We start from the raw sequence: 18,256 nt of genomic DNA, 5'->3' as shown, positions 1-18,256 counted from the left end.
CGTGTGTCGGGGGATGGGGTGGGTCCGGGAGGGGCCTCGTGGCCGGGGACGGCGGCGGGGCCCCTTTCGCATGCCCGGAAACGGAACACGACCGGCTGCCGGTGCCGCAGCGTCAGATCTTCTCGTCGCGCAGCACCTCCAGGTTCATGAACCGCGGTTCACCGCTGCACAGTTCGCGCATCTTCTCGGCGATGGTCCGGGTCTCCGGCAGGTCGCTGTTCCGCATGGCCTGCTCGTAGGACGGGAACTCCACGATGTCCACGAAGTGGCCGGGCCTGTCCCGGTCCTGCGTGTGGAGCTCGTGGAAGGCTGTGCGCTTGCCCTCGCTCGCGCGGACCCACTCGTCGAAGATGCTGTCCAGTTCGTCCTTGCGCGTCGTCTCGTACTCGATGACCTGCACGAATCCCATGACGCTCGGCCTCCTTGCCCGGCCGCTTGCCGCAGGTGGACGGAGCATCCACTCGGTTACGCCTGTCTGCTGCTGCGGCATCGCGCGGGCCGGCCGTTTCGCGTTCACGGCCTCGCCCGCACGGGGCGGCCGCCTGGAGTTTCAGCATCCTGCGGGGGACCTGCCCCGGCAACCCTTCCTCAGGCCTGCGGGACAGGCCTGAGGGGCGGCGGGCGCCGTCCCGCCCGGAGGCAGCCGGCCGGCGAACGGTCAGGAGGGACCGGACCGGGCGGCCGGGAGCAGCCGCGCCAGGCACCACAGCACGACGCCCGCCAGGCACCAGCTGGCCAGGACGTCGAGGAACCAGTGGTAGTCGCACCAGAGCAGGCCCACGCCGACCCCGGCGCTGAGCAGGACCGCCGCGGCGCGTACGGCGGTCCGGGCCGTCACCCGCGTCAGGACCCGGGCCAGGAGCAGGGCGCCGGCGCCGTAGGCGATGGCCGAGGTCGCGGTGTGGCCCGACGGGTACCAGCCCCACTGGCCGGGCAGCAGCGGCGTGCCGTCCGGCCCCGGCCGCGCGAAGTACGCCTTGGCGGGGACGACCAGCAGCGGGATGAGCGGAGCGGTCAGGCCGGCGGCCGCGAGCGGCGCCCACCAGCGCGGGGTGCGGGAGCGGCGTGACCGCCAGGCGGCGACGGCGGCGCAGCCCAGCAGGACGGGTACGGCGAAGCCCGCACCACCCAGGTCGGAGAGGAGCTGTGCGGCGTGGTCGGCGGCGGGCCGCAGCGTGCCGGAGGGCAGGGCCTGGTCCGTGCGCGCGACGGCGTCGCGGACCTCGTCGTCCAGTCCGAGCAGGGGGCCGTGCCCGGAGACCTGCAGGCTGACGGCCAGGAAGAGGAGCAGGAGCACGGCGGGGAGCCAGGGCCCGGGCACGCGAGGGAGCCGCCCCGGAGCGGGGGGGAGAGCTCCGGGGCGGCTCGGGTGATCGCCGTTCCGTACGTCCCGGGGGGTGTGGGCCGGACGGCCGGTCGATCGGCTCTGCGGCTGCGGGCTGGCGTCCGCTGCGTTGTCCTCGGCGGTGGTTCGCCGGCCCGCTCCGTCAGGAGGCGTGACCGGTGGTCGCTCGTTCTCCATCTAGCAGGAACAGTACGTCACTCCCGGAGGGGCGCGGCCGCGTCACACCAGGTCGGCACAGCATCTTCACCGGGACGGGCGCAGCCGCCGCACCGTGGGGCGCGGCGGCTGCGGGACTGCTCCGGCTCAGTGCGAGGCGAAGGCGCCCTCGAGGATGTCCAGGCCCTCCAGGAGGAGGTGCTCGGGCATGACCAGCGGGGGCAGGAAGCGCAGCACGTTGCCGTAGGTGCCGGCGGTGAGGACGACCAGGCCCTCGGCGTGGCAGGCCTTGGCGATGGCCGCGGTGGCCTCCGGGTTGGGCTCCTTGCCTCCCGGCTTGACCAGCTCGACGGCGATCATGGCGCCGCGGCCGCGGACGTCGCCGATGATCTCGTGCTTCTCCTGCAGGCTGCGCAGCCGGTCCAGCATGACCTCGCCGATGCGGCGGGCCTTGGCGTTGAGGTCGAGCTCCTTCATGGTCTCGATGGAGCCCAGCGCGGCGGCGCAGGCCACCGGGTTGCCGCCGTAGGTGCCGCCGAGGCCGCCGGCGTGCGCGGCGTCCATGATCTCGGCGCGGCCGGTGACCGCGGCGAGCGGCAGGCCGCCGGCGATGCCCTTGGCGGTGGTGATGAGATCGGGGACGACGCCCTCGTCCTCGCAGGCGAACCATTGGCCGGTGCGGCAGAAGCCGGTCTGGATCTCGTCGGCCACGAAGACGATGCCGTTGGCCCTGGCGAACTCCGCGATCGCGGGCAGGAAGCCCTTGGCGGGCTCGATGAAGCCGCCCTCGCCCTGGATGGGCTCGATGATGATCGCAGCGACGTTGTCGGCGCCGACCTGCTTGTTGATCATGTCGATGGCCTGGGCGGCGGCCTCGGCGGCGCAGTTCTCCGCGCCGGTCAGCCAGCGGTAGGGGTAGGCCACCGGCACCCGGTGCACGTCCGGCGCGAACGGGCCGAAGCCGTGCTTGTACGGCATGTTCTTGGCCGTCAGCGCCATGGTGAGGTTGGTCCGGCCGTGGTAGCCGTGGTCGAAGACGACGACCGCGCTGCGCTTGGTGTAGGCGCGGGCGATCTTGACGGCGTTCTCGACGGCCTCGGCGCCGGAGTTGAAGAGCGCGCTGCGCTTCTCGTGGTCGCCCGGGGTCAGCTCGTTGAGCTGCTCGGCCACGGCGACGTAGCCCTCGTACGGGGTCACCATGAAGCAGGTGTGGGTGAAGGCGGCCAGCTGCGCGGAGGCGCGGTCCACCACGGCCTGGGCCGCGTTGCCGACGTTGGTGACGGCGATGCCGGAGCCGAAGTCGATCAGCGAGTTGCCGTCCACGTCCTCCACGACGCCGCCGCCGGCGCGGGTGACGTACACCGGCAGCGTCGTGCCCACGCCCGCCGCGACGGCCGCCGTCTTGCGGGCCTGCAGCTCCTGCGACTTCGGACCGGGGATCGCGGTGACGAGGCGGCGCTCCTGGGGGAGCGACGGGCCGCCGGGCAGCTGCCCGGCGCTGGACGGAGCAGCGCTCATGGAGGTTCTCCAGACGATTGGGGGTCCGGCCGTGGGTGTCGGCTCTTTATCTTCCAGGTGCAGGCTACGACCGGCCCGCGCGGCGGTGCATGCGCCACTCGGGCGTACTGGGCCCCCCGACTTGGCCCGCCCGGACATCCCCGGCCGGACATCCCCGCCCGGGTGCCGCCCCCTGGGCGTCGCCTCCCGGACATCGCCGCGCAGCCGCCGCCCACCGCGGCCGCGGGTCGCCCGCCGCCGCTCCTGCCGCTCCCGCGTGCCTCTCCGCGCGGCATGCCGCCTCCACTACATTGAGTCGGGGCCGGTCGGCGGGGTGGGCCGGCGGAGGGCGACGGGCGAGGGAGCGGGGCCGCGATGGGACCGGACGGCACGTACGGACAGCGCACCGGCGGCGAGCCCCCGGTGTCCGCGCCGCCGTTCCTCCCCGGGGCCCGGGGCGGCGTGCCGGAGCGGCCGCCGCACCCGCCCGCGACGGCCGCGGACGGCCGCCCGTTCGACCTGGCCGCTTGGCTGGCCACCCCGCGCGCCGCCGACGTGCCCGGGTTGTACGGGTTCGGCCACCGGCCGAGGCGCCGCGAGGGCGGCGCTGCCGCGGCGGCCGTCCCGGGGCGCGTCCTGCTGGCCAGGGCCGCGCTCAACATGGTGGTGGCCTGGCTGGCGTTCCTCTACGGCGGGCCGCTCGTCTTCGACCTGCTGAACTGGGTCCTCCGCCTCGACCGCCTCCCGGCGGACGGTCTGGCGAGTCCGTACGTTCTGGTGCAGGCGGCTCTCCAGATCGCCATGCTCGCCGTCCTCGTCCGGGTCTTCGGCCGGATGGGCCGCTGGCCCGAGGTGTGGCGCCGGTACGCGGCCCCTGCCCTGGCACGGCTGGTCACCCACGAGCCGCCGGAGGCGGCCGCCCCGGACGCGTCGGGCACCCCCGGGGCGTACCGCCTGGACCCCTGGGAGGGGATGCGGGTCGCGGGGGCGGAGGCCGGCGTGGCCCGGCTGGACGAGGAGGTGCGGCGCGGCGCCGTCGGTGACGTCGACTACGTCCGCATCCGTCGGGCCTGGGAGGGCGTGGTCGCCGATCCCGGCAGGCTGCCCGCCTTCGCTCAGGAGGCGGCCGCCCGCGGTGCCGCCGCCTGCGCCCACCCCTCGGCGGCCCGCGACCTGCCGCGGCGCGCGGAGCACGACCTGCTGGCGGGCCAGGTGCGGCTCGGTACGGTCCAGGACGTGCCCAAGAACCCGGCGGACCATCGGGGGGCCGGCTTCGCCCTCGACCCGGCGCTGCTCGGCACCTCGCTGCTCGCGGTGGGCCCGGCGGGCACCGGCAAGACCGGGCTGCTGGTCCGCCCGGTCGCCGAGGCCCTGTGCCTCCAGGCGCTGACCGGCACCGCGTGCGCGGTGGTCGTCGGTGCCGCCGACGCCGACCTGGGACCGGACGCGGCGTACGACGTGGTGGTGGCCCCCGGCGACCCGGACTCCCCGTACGGGCTGGACCTGTACGGCGCCGCCCCCTCCGCGGACGAGGCCGCCGCCCGCCTCGCCGACGCGCTGCTCCCGGACGAGCTGGCGCTGCGCGCCGAGACGGCCCGGACCGCGGTGCAGCAGGTCGTGGGACCGTTCCAGGCCGCGTTCGGCCGCGGCCCCGGGGTGCAGGAGCTGCGCGACCTGCTGCTGGGCGAACCGGCGGCGTGGGAGGGGCTGCGGGAGGCGCTGCGCGCGGGAGGACGCCTGGAGGAGCACCGCCACGACCTGCAGCACCGCGAGCGGCAGCACGGCAGGGCCGACGACCCGGGCACGCTGCTGGCCGACCGGCTGGCGCTGCTGGACCGGCCGGCCTTCGCAGGCTGCTTCAACGGCTCCGGTGACGCCCCGGCGTCCCGGCCGCTGTACGCGGTGCGGGCGCTGGACCACCCGCTGCGGGTGCGGGTGAAACTGCCGGAGCACACCCACCCGGAGGCGGCGCGGATGCTGGCGCGGCTGGTGGTGGGGCAGTTCGTGCAGGCGGCCGCCGGCCGCCGCGACCGCTCGCTCTTCGCCGGGCTGGTGGTGGACGACGCCGCCGCGGCGGTGGACGGCCACACGGTGCGCGGCCTGCAGCGGATGCGGGGGGCCCGTGCGGGCGCGCTGCTCGCCCTGCGCAGCCTCGCCGACCTGCCGGAGGGGCTGCGCGCGCCGCTGTTCGGGGCGGTGGGCTGCCGGGCCGCCTTCCCCGGGATCGCGCCGTGGGACGGGCGGCTCTTCGCCGAGGCGTGGGGCACGGTGTGGGTGCAGGAGAAGGCGGTCACCCACGCCCCGGACACCTCCGGCGGGCTGCTGCGCCGTACGGCCCGCGCCTTCCGCGGCCTGCTGGCGGGGGCGCCCGTGCAGACGGAGAGCGTCACCACCCGCTCGGTGGAGCGGCAGCTGTGGTCCCCCTCGGACCTGGCGCACTCCCTGCCGGCCGGCCACGCGGTGGTCTCGCTGGCCACGGTGGAGGGACGGCAGGTGCCGCCGCTCCTGGTGGACCTGCGCGGCTGAGGCTGTCCGCACCGCCGGACCGGACGGACAGCCGGGCCGCCGGACCCTACGGACAGCCGGACTGCCGGACCGTATGGGCATGCCGGACCCGACGGACAGGCCGGGCCGGCCGGAACGGCGGCCGGCCGGCCCGGTTCCGCGCCGCCGCGGCGGACTCCGTGGCGGAGGTTGTCCGGGGCGTCCATAATCATGTGCGTAGCCGCACGTCCCGCCCCGTCCCCACCGGCCGTGCCGCGCCGGCGGCGCCGCGAGGAAGCGGTGCCCTGCCGGGCGGCGCGGCGCGCCCACCGAAGGTGCCATGCCCCCGACCCTCGTCTCCCTGGTCCGCAACTCCTCCCTGCGCCTGACGGTCCTTGCCGGGGAGGGGCAGCTGGACCGCCCGGTGCGCTGGGTGCACACCAGCGAGCTGGACGACCCCACGCCCTTCCTGGAGGGCGGCGAGCTGCTGCTCACGACCGGCATCAAGCTCGGCACCGGAACCGGAACCGGGACCGGCACCGGAACCGGCAGCGATGACGGCTCCGGCAGCCGCAGCGCGGACGACGACGCCCTGCGGGCCTACGTGCACCGCCTGGCCGACGCCGACGTGGTCGGCCTGGGCTTCGGCGTGGGCCTCTCCCACTCCGAGGTGCCCCGGCCGCTCGTGGAGGCCGCCGCCGAGCGCGGGCTGCCGTTGCTGCGGGTGCCGCAGCCCACGCCGTTCATCGCGATCAGCAAGGCCGTCTCGGCGGCGCTGGCCGCCGAGCAGTACGAGGCCGTGACCACCAGCTTCGAGGCCCAGGAGGAGCTCACCCGGGCCGCGCTCGGCAAGGACGGCACGGCGGCGCTGGTCCGCCGGCTGGCGGCCCGGCTCGGCGGCTGGGCGGCGCTGTACGACGCCTCGGGCGCGCTGTCCCTGGTCGCGCCGGACTGGGCGGCGCGGCGCGCGGCCCGGCTGGCGGGGGAGGTGGACCGGCTGCGCCGCCGCCCGGCGCCGTCCAGCGCCGCCCTGCAGGGCCCGGCCGCCGGCACGGACACGGCGGACGAGGACTTCGTCGTCCTGCAGTCGCTGGGCGCCGACCGCCGGCCGCGCGGCTTCCTGGCGGTCGGCACCGAGGACCGGCTCAGCCCCACCGAGCGGTACGTGCTCAACGCGGCGGTCGCGCTGCTGACCCTCACCCTGGAGCGCTCCCGCGACCTGCGCCGCGCCGAGGAGCGGATGGGCACGGCGCTGCTGCGGCTGGTGCTGGCGGGGGAGGCGGCGACCGCCCGCGAGGTCGCGGGGGAGCTGTACGGGGGCCTGCCGGAGGGTTCGGTGCGGGTCCTGCTGGCCGGGACGCCGGAGGGGGTGCAGGACGAGGAGGACCCGCTGGGCGACCTCGCGGACCGCGCGGAGCAGGCGGCCTCGCGGGCCGGTGAGCGCCTGCTGGTGGCCCGCGACCGGTCGGGGACGGAGGAGCGCCTGGTCCTCCTGGCGCAGGACGGCGGCGCGGTGCACCGGGACTGCCTGGAGGCCGCGGAGCAGGGCGGTTCGGCGGTGCTGGGGGTCTCGGCGCCGGCCCTGGTGGAGCAGTCGGGCGGGGCGTTCGCGCAGGCGGAGCGGGCGCTGGCGGTGGCGCTGCGCGGGGGGCGGCGGGTGGTCGACCACGACGAGGTGGGCGCGGGGTCGCTGCTGCCGCTGCTGGGCGACGAGGCGGTGGCCGCGTTCGCCGAGGGACTGCTGCGGCCGCTGCGGGAGCACGACCGCACCGCCCGCGGCGACCTGGAGGCGTCGCTGCGGGCGTGGCTGTCGCGGCACGGGCAGTGGGACGCGGCGGCGGCCGACCTGGGCGTGCACCGGCACACGCTGCGGTACCGGATGCGGCGGGTGGAGGAGCTGCTGGGCCGCTCCCTGGACGACACCGACGTGCGGATGGAGCTGTGGCTGGCCCTGCGCGCCTGCGGCCGCTGACCCGGCCCGGCCCTGAGCCCGGCCCGGCCCTCCCCGGTTCCGTACGGCCCGGACAGCCCCGTGATGACCCCGCGTGGCCCCGCGTCCCTCACCGCGGCGCCCCGTGTACTCCGCAGCGGAGTGTCCGCGGGTCCGGCCACTCCGCTGCGGCCAATCTCGGGGGCCGGGTGTGCGCCCTACCGTGGTGGGCGCGGCCGCACGTGGCCGCCCATCGCACCGAGACGACCAGGGAAGGGCCGGTACCACTGTGACCACCACCCATGAGTTCTGGCTGGCCGGCCGCCGGGAGAGCGGCCCGGAGGCCTTCGAGGTCCACCACCCCTGGGACGGCAGCCTCGTCGGCCGTGTCAGCGTCCCCACCGAGGAGCAGGTGGAGGAGGCGGTCGCGGCCGCCGTCGCCGTGCAGGCGGAGTTCTCCGCGACCCCGGCGCACGTCCGCGCCGCCGCGCTGGACCACGTCGCCCGCCGCCTGACGGAGCGCACCGAGGAGATCGCCCGGCTGGTCACCGCCGAGAACGGCAAGCCGATCAAGTGGGCGCGCGGCGAGATCGGCCGCGCCGCGTCGGTCTTCCGCTGGGCGGCCGAGGAGGCCCGCCGGTTCAACAGCGGTGAGGCGCAGCGCCTGGACACCGACGCCGGCGGCGTGGGCCGCCTGGCCCTGACCCGGCGCTTCCCGCGCGGCGTGGTGCTGGGCATCGCCCCGTTCAACTTCCCGCTCAACCTGGTGGCGCACAAGGTCGCCCCGGCGATCGCGGTCGGCACCCCGATCATCCTCAAGCCGGCCCCGGCCACCCCGCTCTCCGCCCTGGTGCTCGGGGAGATCCTGGCCGAGACCGACCTGCCGGCGGGCTCCTGGAGCGTGCTGCCCGTCCCCAACGACCGCATGCCCGCCCTGGTGCAGGACGAGCGCCTGCCGGTCATCTCCTTCACCGGCTCCGGCCCGGTCGGCTGGGGCATCCTCGACTCCGTGCCGCGCAAGCACGTCACCCTGGAGCTGGGCGGCAACGCCGCGGCGGTGGTCCTCGCCGACTGGTCCTCCGAGGAGGACCTGGAGTGGGCCGCGACCCGCATCGCGACCTTCGCCAACTACCAGGGCGGCCAGTCCTGCATCTCGGTGCAGCGGGTCGTCGCCGACGCCTCCGTCTACGACCGGCTGGTCGAGAAGGTCGTCGCCAAGGTCCGCGCCCAGGTCACCGGCGACCCCTCGGACGACTCCGTGGACGTCGGCCCGCTGGTCAGCGAGGCCGCCGCGAAGCGCGTCGAGGCGTGGGTGGACGAGGCCGTGGCGGCCGGCGCCAAGCTGCTGACCGGCGGCGGGCGCCACGGCGCCACCTACGCGCCGACCGTGCTGGCCGAGCTGCCCGCCGGTGTGACGCTGGCCTGCGAGGAGGTCTTCGGGCCGGTCCTCAGCCTGCACCGGGTGCAGGACACCGCCGAGGCGTTCGCGGTGGTCAACGACTCGCCGTACGGCCTGCAGGCGGGCGTCTTCACCCACGACCTGCAGACCGCCTTCCGCGCCCACCGGGAGCTTGAGGTCGGCGGCGTGGTCGTCGGCGACGTGCCCTCCTACCGGGCCGACCAGATGCCGTACGGCGGCGCCAAGCAGTCCGGCGTGGGCCGCGAGGGCGTCAAGTACGCCATGGACGACTACACCTACGAGCGGGTGCTGGTCCTCAGCGGCCTGGCCCTGTGACGCGGTAGCCGCCGGTCCGCACGGACGGACGAGGCCCCCTCCCCGGCAGCAGCCCGGGGAGGGGGCCTCGCTGCGTCCTGGCCGCGGCGCGCCGCAGCGGGCTGCTGCGGGCTGCTGCGGGCCGTGTGGACCCGGCGACCGCACCCCTCGTCGGCCGCCCCTCAGCGGGCGCACTCCTCGTCGGCGGCCGGCCCGCCGTGCAGGCGCCGCCGCAGCGCGGGGACGGCGGCCGCCAGCAGCACCAGCCCCACCGCCGCCGCGACCCCCTGCCAGGGCTGCGGGAACAGGGCGCCGCCCAGGACGCCGACCGCCTGGTAGCACAGGGCCCAGGCCACCGCCGCGAGCACGTCGGAGCGCAGGAACCGCGCGACCGTCCAGCCGGAGACCAGGCAGGCCGCCATCACCGGGATGCGCCCGGCCGGGACGAGGCGGGAGAGCACCAGCACGCTGCGGTCGTGGGCGTCCAGCCGCTCCTGGGCGGCGCGCATCCGCGGCGTGTCGAGGTGGTCGCCCAGCTGCCGAGCCCAGCGGCCCCCGGCGTGCGCGGCCAGCCAGTACAGCACCACGTCGCCCACCCAGGCCGCGGCCGCCGCCACCCCCAGCACCACCGGCAGGTCCACGACCGGCCAGCGCGAGTGCCAGGCGACGGCGGCGGCCGCGCTGACCAGGGCCCCGGTGGGCAGCACCGGCAGCACCGCGCCCACGGCGACCAGCAGGAAGAGCATCGGGTAGCCGACGGCCTGCGGGGCCGACGAGGCCCCGGCGGCCCCCGCGGCGAGGCCCGTCCCCAGCGGGTGGATCACCGGCCGTCCTCCCCGCGTCCGCCGTCCCCGTGCGCCGGACGGGCCTCCCCGTCCGCCCGGCCCCTCCCCTGCGGGCCGCCGGCCGGGACGCCCGGGCGGGCCAGGTCGGCGCTCTGTCCGGGGGCGAGCTCGTGCACGGCGGTGTCCGGCGCCAGCCGGGCGGCGTGCCGGGCGAACTCCCGGCCCGGCGCGTGGAACCAGGCGCCCGGCCGCCCGCCGAGCCCCACCGGGCAGAAGGTGCCGAAGTGGACGGGCACGGCGGTGCGCGGCGCCAGCAGCCGCACGGCCTCGGCGGCCCGCTCCGCGTCCAGGTGCCCCGGTCCCAGGCCCGGCCCCCAGCCGCCGACCGGCAGCAGCGCGTGGTCGCAGGCCCCGACCTCGTCCGCGAGCCCCGGGTAGAGGTCGGTGTCGCCCGCGAAGTAGGTCGTCTCCGCCCCCTGCACGACGTAGCCCAGCGGCCGGACCCGCTGGGGGCCGAACGGCAGCCGCCGGCCGTCGTGGCGGGCGGACACGGCCCGGACCGCGACCGCTCCGACCGCCGCCTCCCCGCCGGGGGAGAGCTCGACCAGGTCCAGGTGGCCCAGGCGCCGCAGTGCCGGCACCGCCCGCACCGCGCCGCGCGGCAGCAGCACCGGGGTGCCCGGGGCCAGCGCCCGCAGCGAGGGCAGGTGCAGGTGGTCGGCGTGCAGGTGGGAGACGAGTGCGGCGTCGGCGCGCAGCGCCGCGGCGCCGGGCAGCGGGCCGCGCCGCCGGCGCAGGTGGGCCAGCCGGGCGGAGAGCAGCGGGTCGGTGAGCAGCCGCACCCCGGAGTCCTCCACGGTCGCGGTGGCGTGCCCCCACCAGGTGATCACCGCCACGTCCGGCCCCCTTTCGCCGTCGTCCGCCGGGCTGCGGGCTCCTGCCCCGCCCCGGCCAGGTTACGTCCGGCGGCCCGCCGTGCCCGGCCGGTCCGGGGAGGCCGGCGGCCCGGCGGCCGGAGCACCGGGCGCACCCGGCCCACCCGGCGCCCGGGGCGGGCGGGGCGCGCGGGGAGGCCGGGCCGCGTCCGCCGCGGGCCCCCGGGGCAGACTGGACGGGGGCGGCGGCGACGGGCCCCGGACGCGGGCCCCGCAGGCGGGCCCGGCGGCGGGCGGCGAGGAGGCGGAGCCGGGGATGGCGCGGTGGCGGAGCGTGTCGCGGGCACTGGCCCGCACCGTCGCGGTCTGGCTGGCGGCGACGGCGACGCTCGCGCTCCTGGCCGCCGTGCTGCCGGGGTTCCGGCTCGGCACCGGCCCCGGGCCCGGCCCGGTGGGGCCGCTGACGGCCGCCGGGACGGCGGCGGCGTTCACCGGCGTCCTGGGCGCGGTGCTGTGGCCGCTGGTCGTGCGGGCCCTGCTGCTCGTGCCCGCCCTGGTGCTGGCGCTGCTGGTCTTCGCGCTCGACGGCGCCGTCGTCTTCCTGGCCCTGGAACTCGTCCCCGAGGGCCCCGGCGGCGTCACCCTCTCCACGGCCGCGGTGGTCGCCGCGGCCCTCTCCGCCACCACCTCGGCCGTCCGCGGCGCCCTCGCCGCCCGGGACGACGAGGCCTACCGCCGCCGGCTCGCCCGGCTGGCCGGCCGCCGGGCGGGGCGGCGGATCCGGGCGGGCGCGCACCTGCCCGGCGAACCGCCCGGGGTGGTGTTCTTGCAGCTGGACGGCGTGGGCCACGACGTCCTGGTGCGCGCCCTGCGGGACGGCGCGATGCCGACCCTCGCCGGCTGGCTGTCGTCGGGCAGCCACCTGCTGACGCCGTGGCGCACCGACTGGTCCAGCCAGACCGGCGCCAGCCAGCTCGGCATCCTGCACGGCGACAACCACGACGTGCCGGCCTTCCGCTGGTACGAGAAGGACACCGGGCGCCTGATGGTGTGCAACCACCCGTCGAGCGCGGCCGAGCTGGAGCGGCGCCGCGCCGACCGGCCCGGACTGCTGGCGGGCGACGGCGCCAGCCGCGGCAACCTCTTCAGCGGCGGCGCCGGGCAGTCGGCGCTGGTGCTCAGCGTCTCCGGCCGGTCGGTCCGCCGTGACCGCTCGGGGTACTTCGCCTACTTCGCCGACCCCGCCAACGCGCTGCGGACCCTGGGTTCGCTGCTCGCCGAGGTCGGACGCGAGCTGGTCCAGGCGGCCCGGCAGCGGCTGCGCGACGTGCGGCCCCGGGTGCGGCGCGGCGGCCTGTACCCGCTGGTGCGGGCCTTCGCCACGGTCGTCGAGCGGGACGTGGTGGTCGCGGCCGTCGTCGGCGACATGCTGGCGGGCCGCTCCGCCGTCTACGCCGACCTGGTCGCGTACGACGAGGTCGCCCACCACTCGGGCGTGGAGCGGCCGGAGACGCTGCAGGTGCTGCGCCGCCTGGACCGCTGCATCGCCCTGGTCGCGGGCGTCGCCCGCTACGCGCCGCGCCCGTACGAGGTCGTGGTCCTCTCCGACCACGGGCAGAGCCAGGGGCCGACCTTCGCCCAGGCGTACGGGCGCACCCTGGAGCAGCTGGTGCGGGAGGCGTGCGGCGCGGCCGCGCCGGACCCCGGGCACGCCGCGGGGCGGCAGCCGGCCGGGCCCGACCGGGGGCGCGGCGCCGAGGCCCGCACCGCGGCGCAGCTCGCCCTGTACGGCCGCGAGCCCGCCGCGGAGGCGGCGGAGCCGGCCGCCGGGGAGCCGCTGGTGCTCGCCTCGGGCAACCTCGGCCTGGTGTACTTCCGCGACGTGCGGCACCGGCTGACCCTGGAGGACGTCGAGGAGCGCCATCCGGGGCTGGTGGGGGCGCTGGCCGGGCACCCGGGCGTCGGCTTCGTGCTGGTGCGCGGCGCGGGGCGCGGCCCGCTCGCCGTGGGCGCCCGCGGGGTGCGGGAGCTGGCGACCGGCGCCGTCGAGGGCGAGGACCCGCTCGCGGTCTTCGGCGGGGACGCGGCGGCGGAGGCCGTGGCGCGCACCGACTCCTTCCCGCACTGCGCCGACCTGATGGTCAACAGCTCCTACGACCCGGTCACCGGCGAGGTCCACGCCTTCGAGGAGCAGGTGGGCTCGCACGGCGGCCTGGGCGGCGGGCAGGGCCGGCCGTTCCTGCTGCACCCGGCGTCGCTGCGTCGCCCGCCGGGAGAGCCGGTGGGGGCGGAGGCCCTGCACCGCCTCTTCGCCGGATGGCTCGCCGAGCTGCGGGAGGCCCCCGCCGGCGCGGACGGGACGCGTGGGGCCGGAGGGACGGACGGGACGGACGTGAATGCGGTGGCGGCGCCGGGGCAGAAGTAGCCCGTACTCACGTCTGGTGATGTTGGCGTCACGGTGGGTACCGTCGGACCAGTACCCGCTGGTAGCGAACCGTCCCGGCCCCACCCGGAGCCGGCCCGGGACGCGGTCCGTCGACAAGCCGTCCCGTAGATGCGGTGAGGTGAGCTGCATGTCCGCACCGACCCACCCGCGCAGCGCGAGCGCCGACGCGGCACCCTCCGGCCCCCGGGTCACCGAACGCGAGGCGCGCCGCGTCGCCGAGGAGGCCCGCGAGAAGCAGTGGCGCAGGCCCAGCTTCGCCAAGGAGCTCTTCCTCGGGCGCTTCCGGCTGGACCTCGTCCACCCGCACCCGCAGCCGGACGAGGAGGCGGTGCGCGAGGGCGAGGCGTTCCTCGCCCGGCTCCGCGCCTTCTGCGAGACCCGCGTCGACCCGGCGCGCATCGAGCGTGAGGCCCGCATCCCCGACGAGGTCGTCCGGGGCCTCAAGGAGCTCGGCGTCCTCGGCATGAAGATCGACCGGAAGTACGGCGGCCTGGGCCTGAGCCAGCTCTACTACAACAAGGCCCTCGCCCTCCTCGGCAGCACCAGCCCCGCCCTCGGCGCGCTGGCCTCCGCCCACCAGTCGATCGGCGTCCCGCAGCCGCTGAAGACCTTCGGCACGCAGGAGCAGAAGGAGAAGTGGCTGCCGCGCTGCGCCACCACCGACATCACCGCCTTCCTGCTCACCGAGCCGGACGTCGGCAGCGACCCGGCGCGCCTGGCGACCACGGCGGTGCCCAGCGACGACGGCAGCGAGTACGTCCTGGACGGCGTGAAGCTGTGGACCACCAACGGCGTCGTCGCCGACCTGGTGGTCGTCATGGCCCGCGTGCCGCGCACCGAGGACCGCCGCGGCGGCATCACCGCCTTCGTCGTCGAGTGCGACTCGCCCGGCGTCACCGTCGAGAACCGCAACGCCTTCATGGGCCTGCGCGGCATCGAGAACGGCGTCACCCGCTTCCACCGGGTGCGGGTGCCGGCGGAGAACCGCATCGGCGAGGAGGGCGCCGGCCTGCGGATCGCCCTCACCACCCTGAACACCGGCCGGCTCTCCATCCCCGCCATGTGCGCGGGCGCCGGCAAGTGGTGCCTGAAGATCGCCCGCGAGTGGTCCGGCGTCCGCGAGCAGTGGGGCCGGCCCATCGCCCGCCACGAGGCCGTCGCCGTCAAGATCGCGTACATCGCCGCGACGACCTTCGCCCTGGAGGCGATCGTCGACCTCACCAGCCTCATGGCCGACGAGGACCGCAACGACATCCGCATCGAGGCGGCCATCGCCAAGCTCTACTCCACCGAGCACGCCTGGATGATGGCCGACGAGCTGGTCCAGATCCGCGGCGGCCGCGGCTTCGAGACCGCCGAGTCGCTGGCGGCCCGCGGCGAGCGGGCGGTGCCCGCCGAGCAGCTCCTGCGCGACCTCCGGATCAACCGCATCTTCGAGGGCTCCACCGAGATCATGCACCTGCTGATCGCCCGCGAGGCCGTGGACGCCCACCTCTCCGTCGCCGGCGACATCATCGACCCGGACGCCGACCTGAGGGCCAAGGCGAGGGCGGCGGCGCGGGCCGGCGGCTTCTACGCCCGCTGGGTGCCCAAGCTGGTGGCCGGGCCCGGCCAGCTGCCCACCTCGTACGGGGAGTTCTCGCCCCGCGGGCACGCCGACCTCGCCGCCCACCTGCGGTTCGTCGAGCGTGCCAGCCGCCGCCTGGCCCGGTCCACCTTCTACGCCATGTCGCGCTGGCAGGGCCGCATGGAGACCAAGCAGGGCTTCCTCGGCCGGATCGTCGACATCGGCGCGGAGCTCTTCGCGATGAGCGCCGCCTGCGTCCGCGCCGAGATGCTCCGCGGACGCGACCCGGAGCAGGGCCGGGCCGCGTACGAGCTGGCCGACCTCTTCTGCCGCCAGGCCCGCATCCGCGTCGAGGAGCTCTTCGACCGCCTGTGGCGCAACACCGACACCCGCGACGCCGCGGCCGCCCGCCGGGTCGTCGACGGCCGGTACGCCTGGCTGGAGGAGGGCGTCGTCGACCCGTCCGGCGACGGCCCCTGGATCGCCGACGCCGCCCCCGGCCCGTCCGAGCGGGAGAACGTGCGGCGCAGCCTGAAGTGACCGCCCGGTGGCGTGCCCGGCCCCCCGGGCACGCCACAATGGGGCGCATGGAATCCCTCGCCGACCCGCACCTGCGCTTCGAGCCGACCGTCGCCGACCCCGCCGGACCCCGCGGGCTCGTGGTCCTGGGCTCCACCGGCTCCATCGGCACCCAGGCCCTCGACGTGGTGGAGCGCAACCCCGACCGGTTCCGCGTGGTCGGCCTGTCCGCCGCCGGCGGCCGCGTCGACCTGCTGGCCGAGCAGGCGGTGCGGTTCGGCGCCGAGGCCGTCGCGGTGGCCCGCACCGACGCCGAGCCCGCGCTGCGCGAGGCGCTGGCCGCCCGCGCGGGCGGCCGCCCGCTGCCGCGGATCCTCGCCGGGCCGGACGCCGCCGCCGAACTGGCGGCGATGGAGTGCCACTCGGTGCTCAACGGCATCACCGGCTCCATCGGCCTGCGGCCCACCCTCGCGGCGCTCGAGGCCGGACGGGTGCTGGTGCTCGCCAACAAGGAGTCCCTCATCGTCGGCGGCCCGCTGGTGAGGGCCCTGGCGCGGCCCGGCCAGATCGTGCCGGTCGACTCCGAGCACACCGCCCTCTTCCAGGGCCTGATGGGCGGCAGCCGCCGCGAGGTGCGCCGGCTCGTGGTGACCGCCAGCGGCGGCCCCTTCCGCGGCCGCACCCGCGAGGAGCTCGCCACCGTCACCCCCGAGCAGGCCCTCGCCCACCCCACCTGGGCCATGGGGCCGGTGATCACGGTCAACTCGGCGACCCTGGTCAACAAGGGCCTGGAGGTGATCGAGGCGCACCTCCTCTACGACATCCCCTTCGACCGGATCGAGGTCGTCGTCCACCCGCAGTCCGTCGTTCACTCGATGGTGGAGTTCACCGACGGCTCCACCCTCGCCCAGGCCAGCCCGCCCGACATGCGGATGCCCATCTCGCTGGGCCTCGGCTGGCCCGACCGGGTGCCCGACGCCGCGCCGCCCTGCGACTGGACCAAGGCCGCCACCTGGGAGTTCTTCCCGCTCGACGACGAGGCCTTCCCCGCGGTGTCGCTGGCCCGCGAGGTCGGTACGCTCGGCGGTACCGCGCCCGCGGTCTTCAACGCCGCCAACGAGGAGTGCGTCGACGCCTTCCTCGCCGGCCGCCTCGCCTTCAACGGCATCGTCGACACGGTGGCGAAGGTGGTGGCGGAGCACGGGACCCCGCAGCGGGGAACCTCGCTGACCGTCGAGGACGTATTGCATGCGGAGGCCTGGGCCCGCACCCGCGCCCGGGAGATCGCGGCCGGCTGACGGACCCGCCCGGCGGTACCCGGGCGGCGCGGGCGGAGGCACGGTGAGGAGCAGCATGGCGAAGCGCACGGCGACAGCGGAGGACCCCCGATGACGGCACTCATGTTCCTGCTCGGCGTGCTGGTCTTCGTCCTGGGACTGCTGGTCTCCATCGCCTGGCACGAACTCGGCCACCTGTCGTGGGCCAAGGCCTTCGGCATCCGGGTGCCGCAGTACATGGTCGGCTTCGGCCCGACGGTCTGGTCCCGCAGGAAGGGCGAGACCGAGTACGGCGTCAAGGCGATACCGCTGGGCGGCTACATCCGCATGATCGGCATGTTCCCGCCCGGGGAGGACGGCCGGATCACCGCCCGCTCCACCTCGCCCTGGCGCTCCATGATCGAGGACGCCCGCGAGGCCTCCTACGAGGAGCTGCAGCCCGGCGACGAGACCCGGCTCTTCTACACCCGGGCCCCGTGGAAGCGCGTCATCGTCATGTTCGCCGGGCCGTTCATGAACCTGGTGCTCGCCGTCGGGCTCTTCCTCACCGCCTTCATGGGCTTCGGCGTCAAGCAGACCGTGCCCACCATCGCCTCCGTCCCCGCCTGCGTGGTCAAGGCCGGGCAGTCCACCACGGCCTGCCCGAAGGGCGCCCCGCCGACCCCGGCCGCCAAGGCCGGGCTGCGGCCCGGCGACACCGTCCTCTCCTTCGACGGCCGGCCGATCACCACCTACGACCAGCTCCAGGCGGACATCCGCAGCGCCCCGGACAAGCAGGTCACCCTCGTGGTGCGGGGCAAGGACGGCACCCAGCGCACCCTGCGGCCCACCCTGGTGAGGAACCAGGTCCCCGCCCGCAACGCCGACGGCACCTACGTCCCCGACAGGACCGTCACGGCCGGCTTCCTCGGCATCGACCCCGCCGAGGCCGTCGTCCACCTCGGCCTCGGCGAGAGCGCCCACCGCATGGGCGACATGGCGCAGTCCGGCCTCCACTCCATCGTCGCCCTGCCCTCCAAGATCCCCGGGCTGTGGAACGCCGTCTTCAACGGCGCCCCGCGTGCCGCCGACTCGCCCGTCGGCGTGGTCGGCGCCGCCCGCGTCGGCGGCGAGATCTTCACCCTCCACCTCCCCGCCTCCCAGCTCGTGGCGTTCTCCCTCCAGCTCATCGCCTTCTTCAACCTCTCGCTCTTCCTCTTCAACATGCTGCCGCTGCTGCCCCTGGACGGGGGCCACATCGCCGGCGCCCTGTGGGAGTCGCTGCGCCGCAACCTGGCCCGCGTCCTGCGCCGCCCCGACCCGGGGCCGTTCGACGTGGCCCGGCTGATGCCGCTGGCCTACGTCGTGGCGGGCGTCTTCGTCTGCTTCACCGTCCTCGTCCTCCTCGCCGACGTGGTCAACCCGGTGAAGCTCTCCTGAACGGCCGGGGCGCGGCGCCGGTGCAGGTGTGCCCGGCGCCGCGGCCGTGTCGTACCGTTGCTCCGGGTGCGCCGCCGTGACCGAGGCGCCCCGGCCCGGCCGCCGACGCGGCCGGACCGCAGCCGCGACCTTCGGGAATCCCACGCAATGACCGCGATCTCGCTCGGTATGCCGTCCGTGCCGCTCCAGCCGCTCGCCACCCGCCGCCGGTCGCGGCAGATCATGGTGGGGGGTGTGCCGGT

The 18,256-nt window shown here is 76.5% G+C and carries 12 protein-coding genes; 7 read left to right on the top strand and 5 right to left on the bottom strand.

What is annotated here, in order from left to right; genetic code table 11:
• Positions 1 to 112 precede the first annotated feature (112 nt).
• The 3 genes from ACFY07_RS27945 to gabT all read right to left on the bottom strand — a co-directional run bounded on the left by ACFY07_RS27945 (position 113) and on the right by gabT (position 3,019).
• Entirely contained in the window at positions 113 to 409 is a 297-nt protein-coding gene (locus ACFY07_RS27945) for a hypothetical protein (RefSeq protein WP_390872334.1), read from the bottom strand.
• A gap of 249 nt (positions 410 to 658) precedes the next feature.
• Positions 659 to 1,297: a phosphatase PAP2 family protein gene (locus ACFY07_RS27940; RefSeq protein ID WP_390872333.1), complete on the bottom strand. Its 639-nt coding sequence runs from the start codon at positions 1,295 to 1,297 to the stop codon at positions 659 to 661.
• A 351-nt stretch (positions 1,298 to 1,648) separates the two neighbouring features.
• A complete protein-coding gene (gene gabT / locus ACFY07_RS27935; RefSeq protein ID WP_230748069.1) occupies positions 1,649 to 3,019 on the bottom strand; it encodes a 4-aminobutyrate--2-oxoglutarate transaminase in 1,371 nt (456 codons plus the stop codon).
• Positions 3,020 to 3,373: 354 nt separating this feature from the next.
• On the opposite strand from gabT, the gene ACFY07_RS27930 reads away from it, so the two are divergent.
• From ACFY07_RS27930 to ACFY07_RS27920, 3 genes are all read left to right on the top strand, one after another.
• Positions 3,374 to 5,524, top strand: a complete 2,151-nt coding sequence (locus tag ACFY07_RS27930) for an ATP-binding protein (RefSeq protein WP_390872332.1) — start codon at positions 3,374 to 3,376, stop codon at positions 5,522 to 5,524.
• Positions 5,525 to 5,822: 298 nt separating this feature from the next.
• Positions 5,823 to 7,454 (top strand): PucR family transcriptional regulator, encoded by a 1,632-nt coding sequence (locus tag ACFY07_RS27925; protein ID WP_390872331.1) that lies wholly within the window; start codon positions 5,823 to 5,825, stop codon positions 7,452 to 7,454.
• 247 nt (positions 7,455 to 7,701) lie between these two features.
• Positions 7,702 to 9,147 (top strand): aldehyde dehydrogenase family protein, encoded by a 1,446-nt coding sequence (locus ACFY07_RS27920; RefSeq protein ID WP_390872330.1) that lies wholly within the window; start codon positions 7,702 to 7,704, stop codon positions 9,145 to 9,147.
• Positions 9,148 to 9,308: 161 nt separating this feature from the next.
• On the opposite strand, the gene ACFY07_RS27915 is transcribed toward ACFY07_RS27920, so the two are convergent.
• Positions 9,309 to 9,950 (bottom strand): DedA family protein, encoded by a 642-nt coding sequence (locus ACFY07_RS27915; protein ID WP_230748077.1) that lies wholly within the window; start codon positions 9,948 to 9,950, stop codon positions 9,309 to 9,311.
• The gene (locus tag ACFY07_RS27910) at positions 9,947 to 10,807 is read right to left on the bottom strand and encodes an MBL fold metallo-hydrolase (RefSeq protein WP_390872328.1); all 861 of its coding nucleotides are present in this window, start codon (positions 10,805 to 10,807) and stop codon (positions 9,947 to 9,949) included. Before ACFY07_RS27910 ends, ACFY07_RS27915 begins: the two co-directional genes overlap by 4 nt.
• 295 nt (positions 10,808 to 11,102) lie before the next feature.
• On the opposite strand from ACFY07_RS27910, the gene ACFY07_RS27905 reads away from it, so the two are divergent.
• The 4 genes from ACFY07_RS27905 to ACFY07_RS27890 all read left to right on the top strand — a co-directional run bounded on the left by ACFY07_RS27905 (position 11,103) and on the right by ACFY07_RS27890 (position 18,014).
• A complete protein-coding gene (locus ACFY07_RS27905; protein ID WP_390872327.1) occupies positions 11,103 to 13,211 on the top strand; it encodes an alkaline phosphatase family protein in 2,109 nt (702 codons plus the stop codon).
• 148 nt (positions 13,212 to 13,359) lie between these two features.
• On the top strand, positions 13,360 to 15,339 hold the full coding sequence (locus tag ACFY07_RS27900) for an acyl-CoA dehydrogenase family protein (protein ID WP_390872326.1): 1,980 nt from the start codon (positions 13,360 to 13,362) through the stop codon (positions 15,337 to 15,339).
• Positions 15,340 to 15,386: 47 nt separating this feature from the next.
• Positions 15,387 to 16,616, top strand: a complete 1,230-nt coding sequence (gene dxr / locus ACFY07_RS27895) for a 1-deoxy-D-xylulose-5-phosphate reductoisomerase (protein ID WP_390872325.1) — start codon at positions 15,387 to 15,389, stop codon at positions 16,614 to 16,616.
• 90 nt (positions 16,617 to 16,706) lie between these two features.
• On the top strand, positions 16,707 to 18,014 hold the full coding sequence (locus ACFY07_RS27890) for a M50 family metallopeptidase (protein WP_390872324.1): 1,308 nt from the start codon (positions 16,707 to 16,709) through the stop codon (positions 18,012 to 18,014).
• Positions 18,015 to 18,256: the final 242 nt, after the last annotated feature.

This window comes from Streptomyces sp. NPDC001380, from assembly GCF_042895785.1.
Taxonomy (GTDB): domain Bacteria; phylum Actinomycetota; class Actinomycetes; order Streptomycetales; family Streptomycetaceae; genus Peterkaempfera.
The sequence above is the reverse complement of the archived record's forward strand: the minus strand, read 5'-3'. Positions and strand labels throughout refer to the sequence as shown.

Coding starts and splice junctions, on each gene's coding strand:
- ACFY07_RS27945 (WP_390872334.1), bottom strand. CDS start 409: ATGGGATTCGTGCAGGTCATCGAGTACGAGACGACGCGCAAGGACGAA.
- gabT (WP_230748069.1), bottom strand. CDS start 3,019: ATGAGCGCTGCTCCGTCCAGCGCCGGGCAGCTGCCCGGCGGCCCGTCG.
- ACFY07_RS27930 (WP_390872332.1), top strand. CDS start 3,374: ATGGGACCGGACGGCACGTACGGACAGCGCACCGGCGGCGAGCCCCCG.
- ACFY07_RS27925 (WP_390872331.1), top strand. CDS start 5,823: ATGCCCCCGACCCTCGTCTCCCTGGTCCGCAACTCCTCCCTGCGCCTG.
- ACFY07_RS27905 (WP_390872327.1), top strand. CDS start 11,103: ATGGCGCGGTGGCGGAGCGTGTCGCGGGCACTGGCCCGCACCGTCGCG.
- ACFY07_RS27900 (WP_390872326.1), top strand. CDS start 13,360: ATGTCCGCACCGACCCACCCGCGCAGCGCGAGCGCCGACGCGGCACCC.
- dxr (WP_390872325.1), top strand. CDS start 15,387: ATGGAATCCCTCGCCGACCCGCACCTGCGCTTCGAGCCGACCGTCGCC.
- ACFY07_RS27890 (WP_390872324.1), top strand. CDS start 16,707: ATGACGGCACTCATGTTCCTGCTCGGCGTGCTGGTCTTCGTCCTGGGA.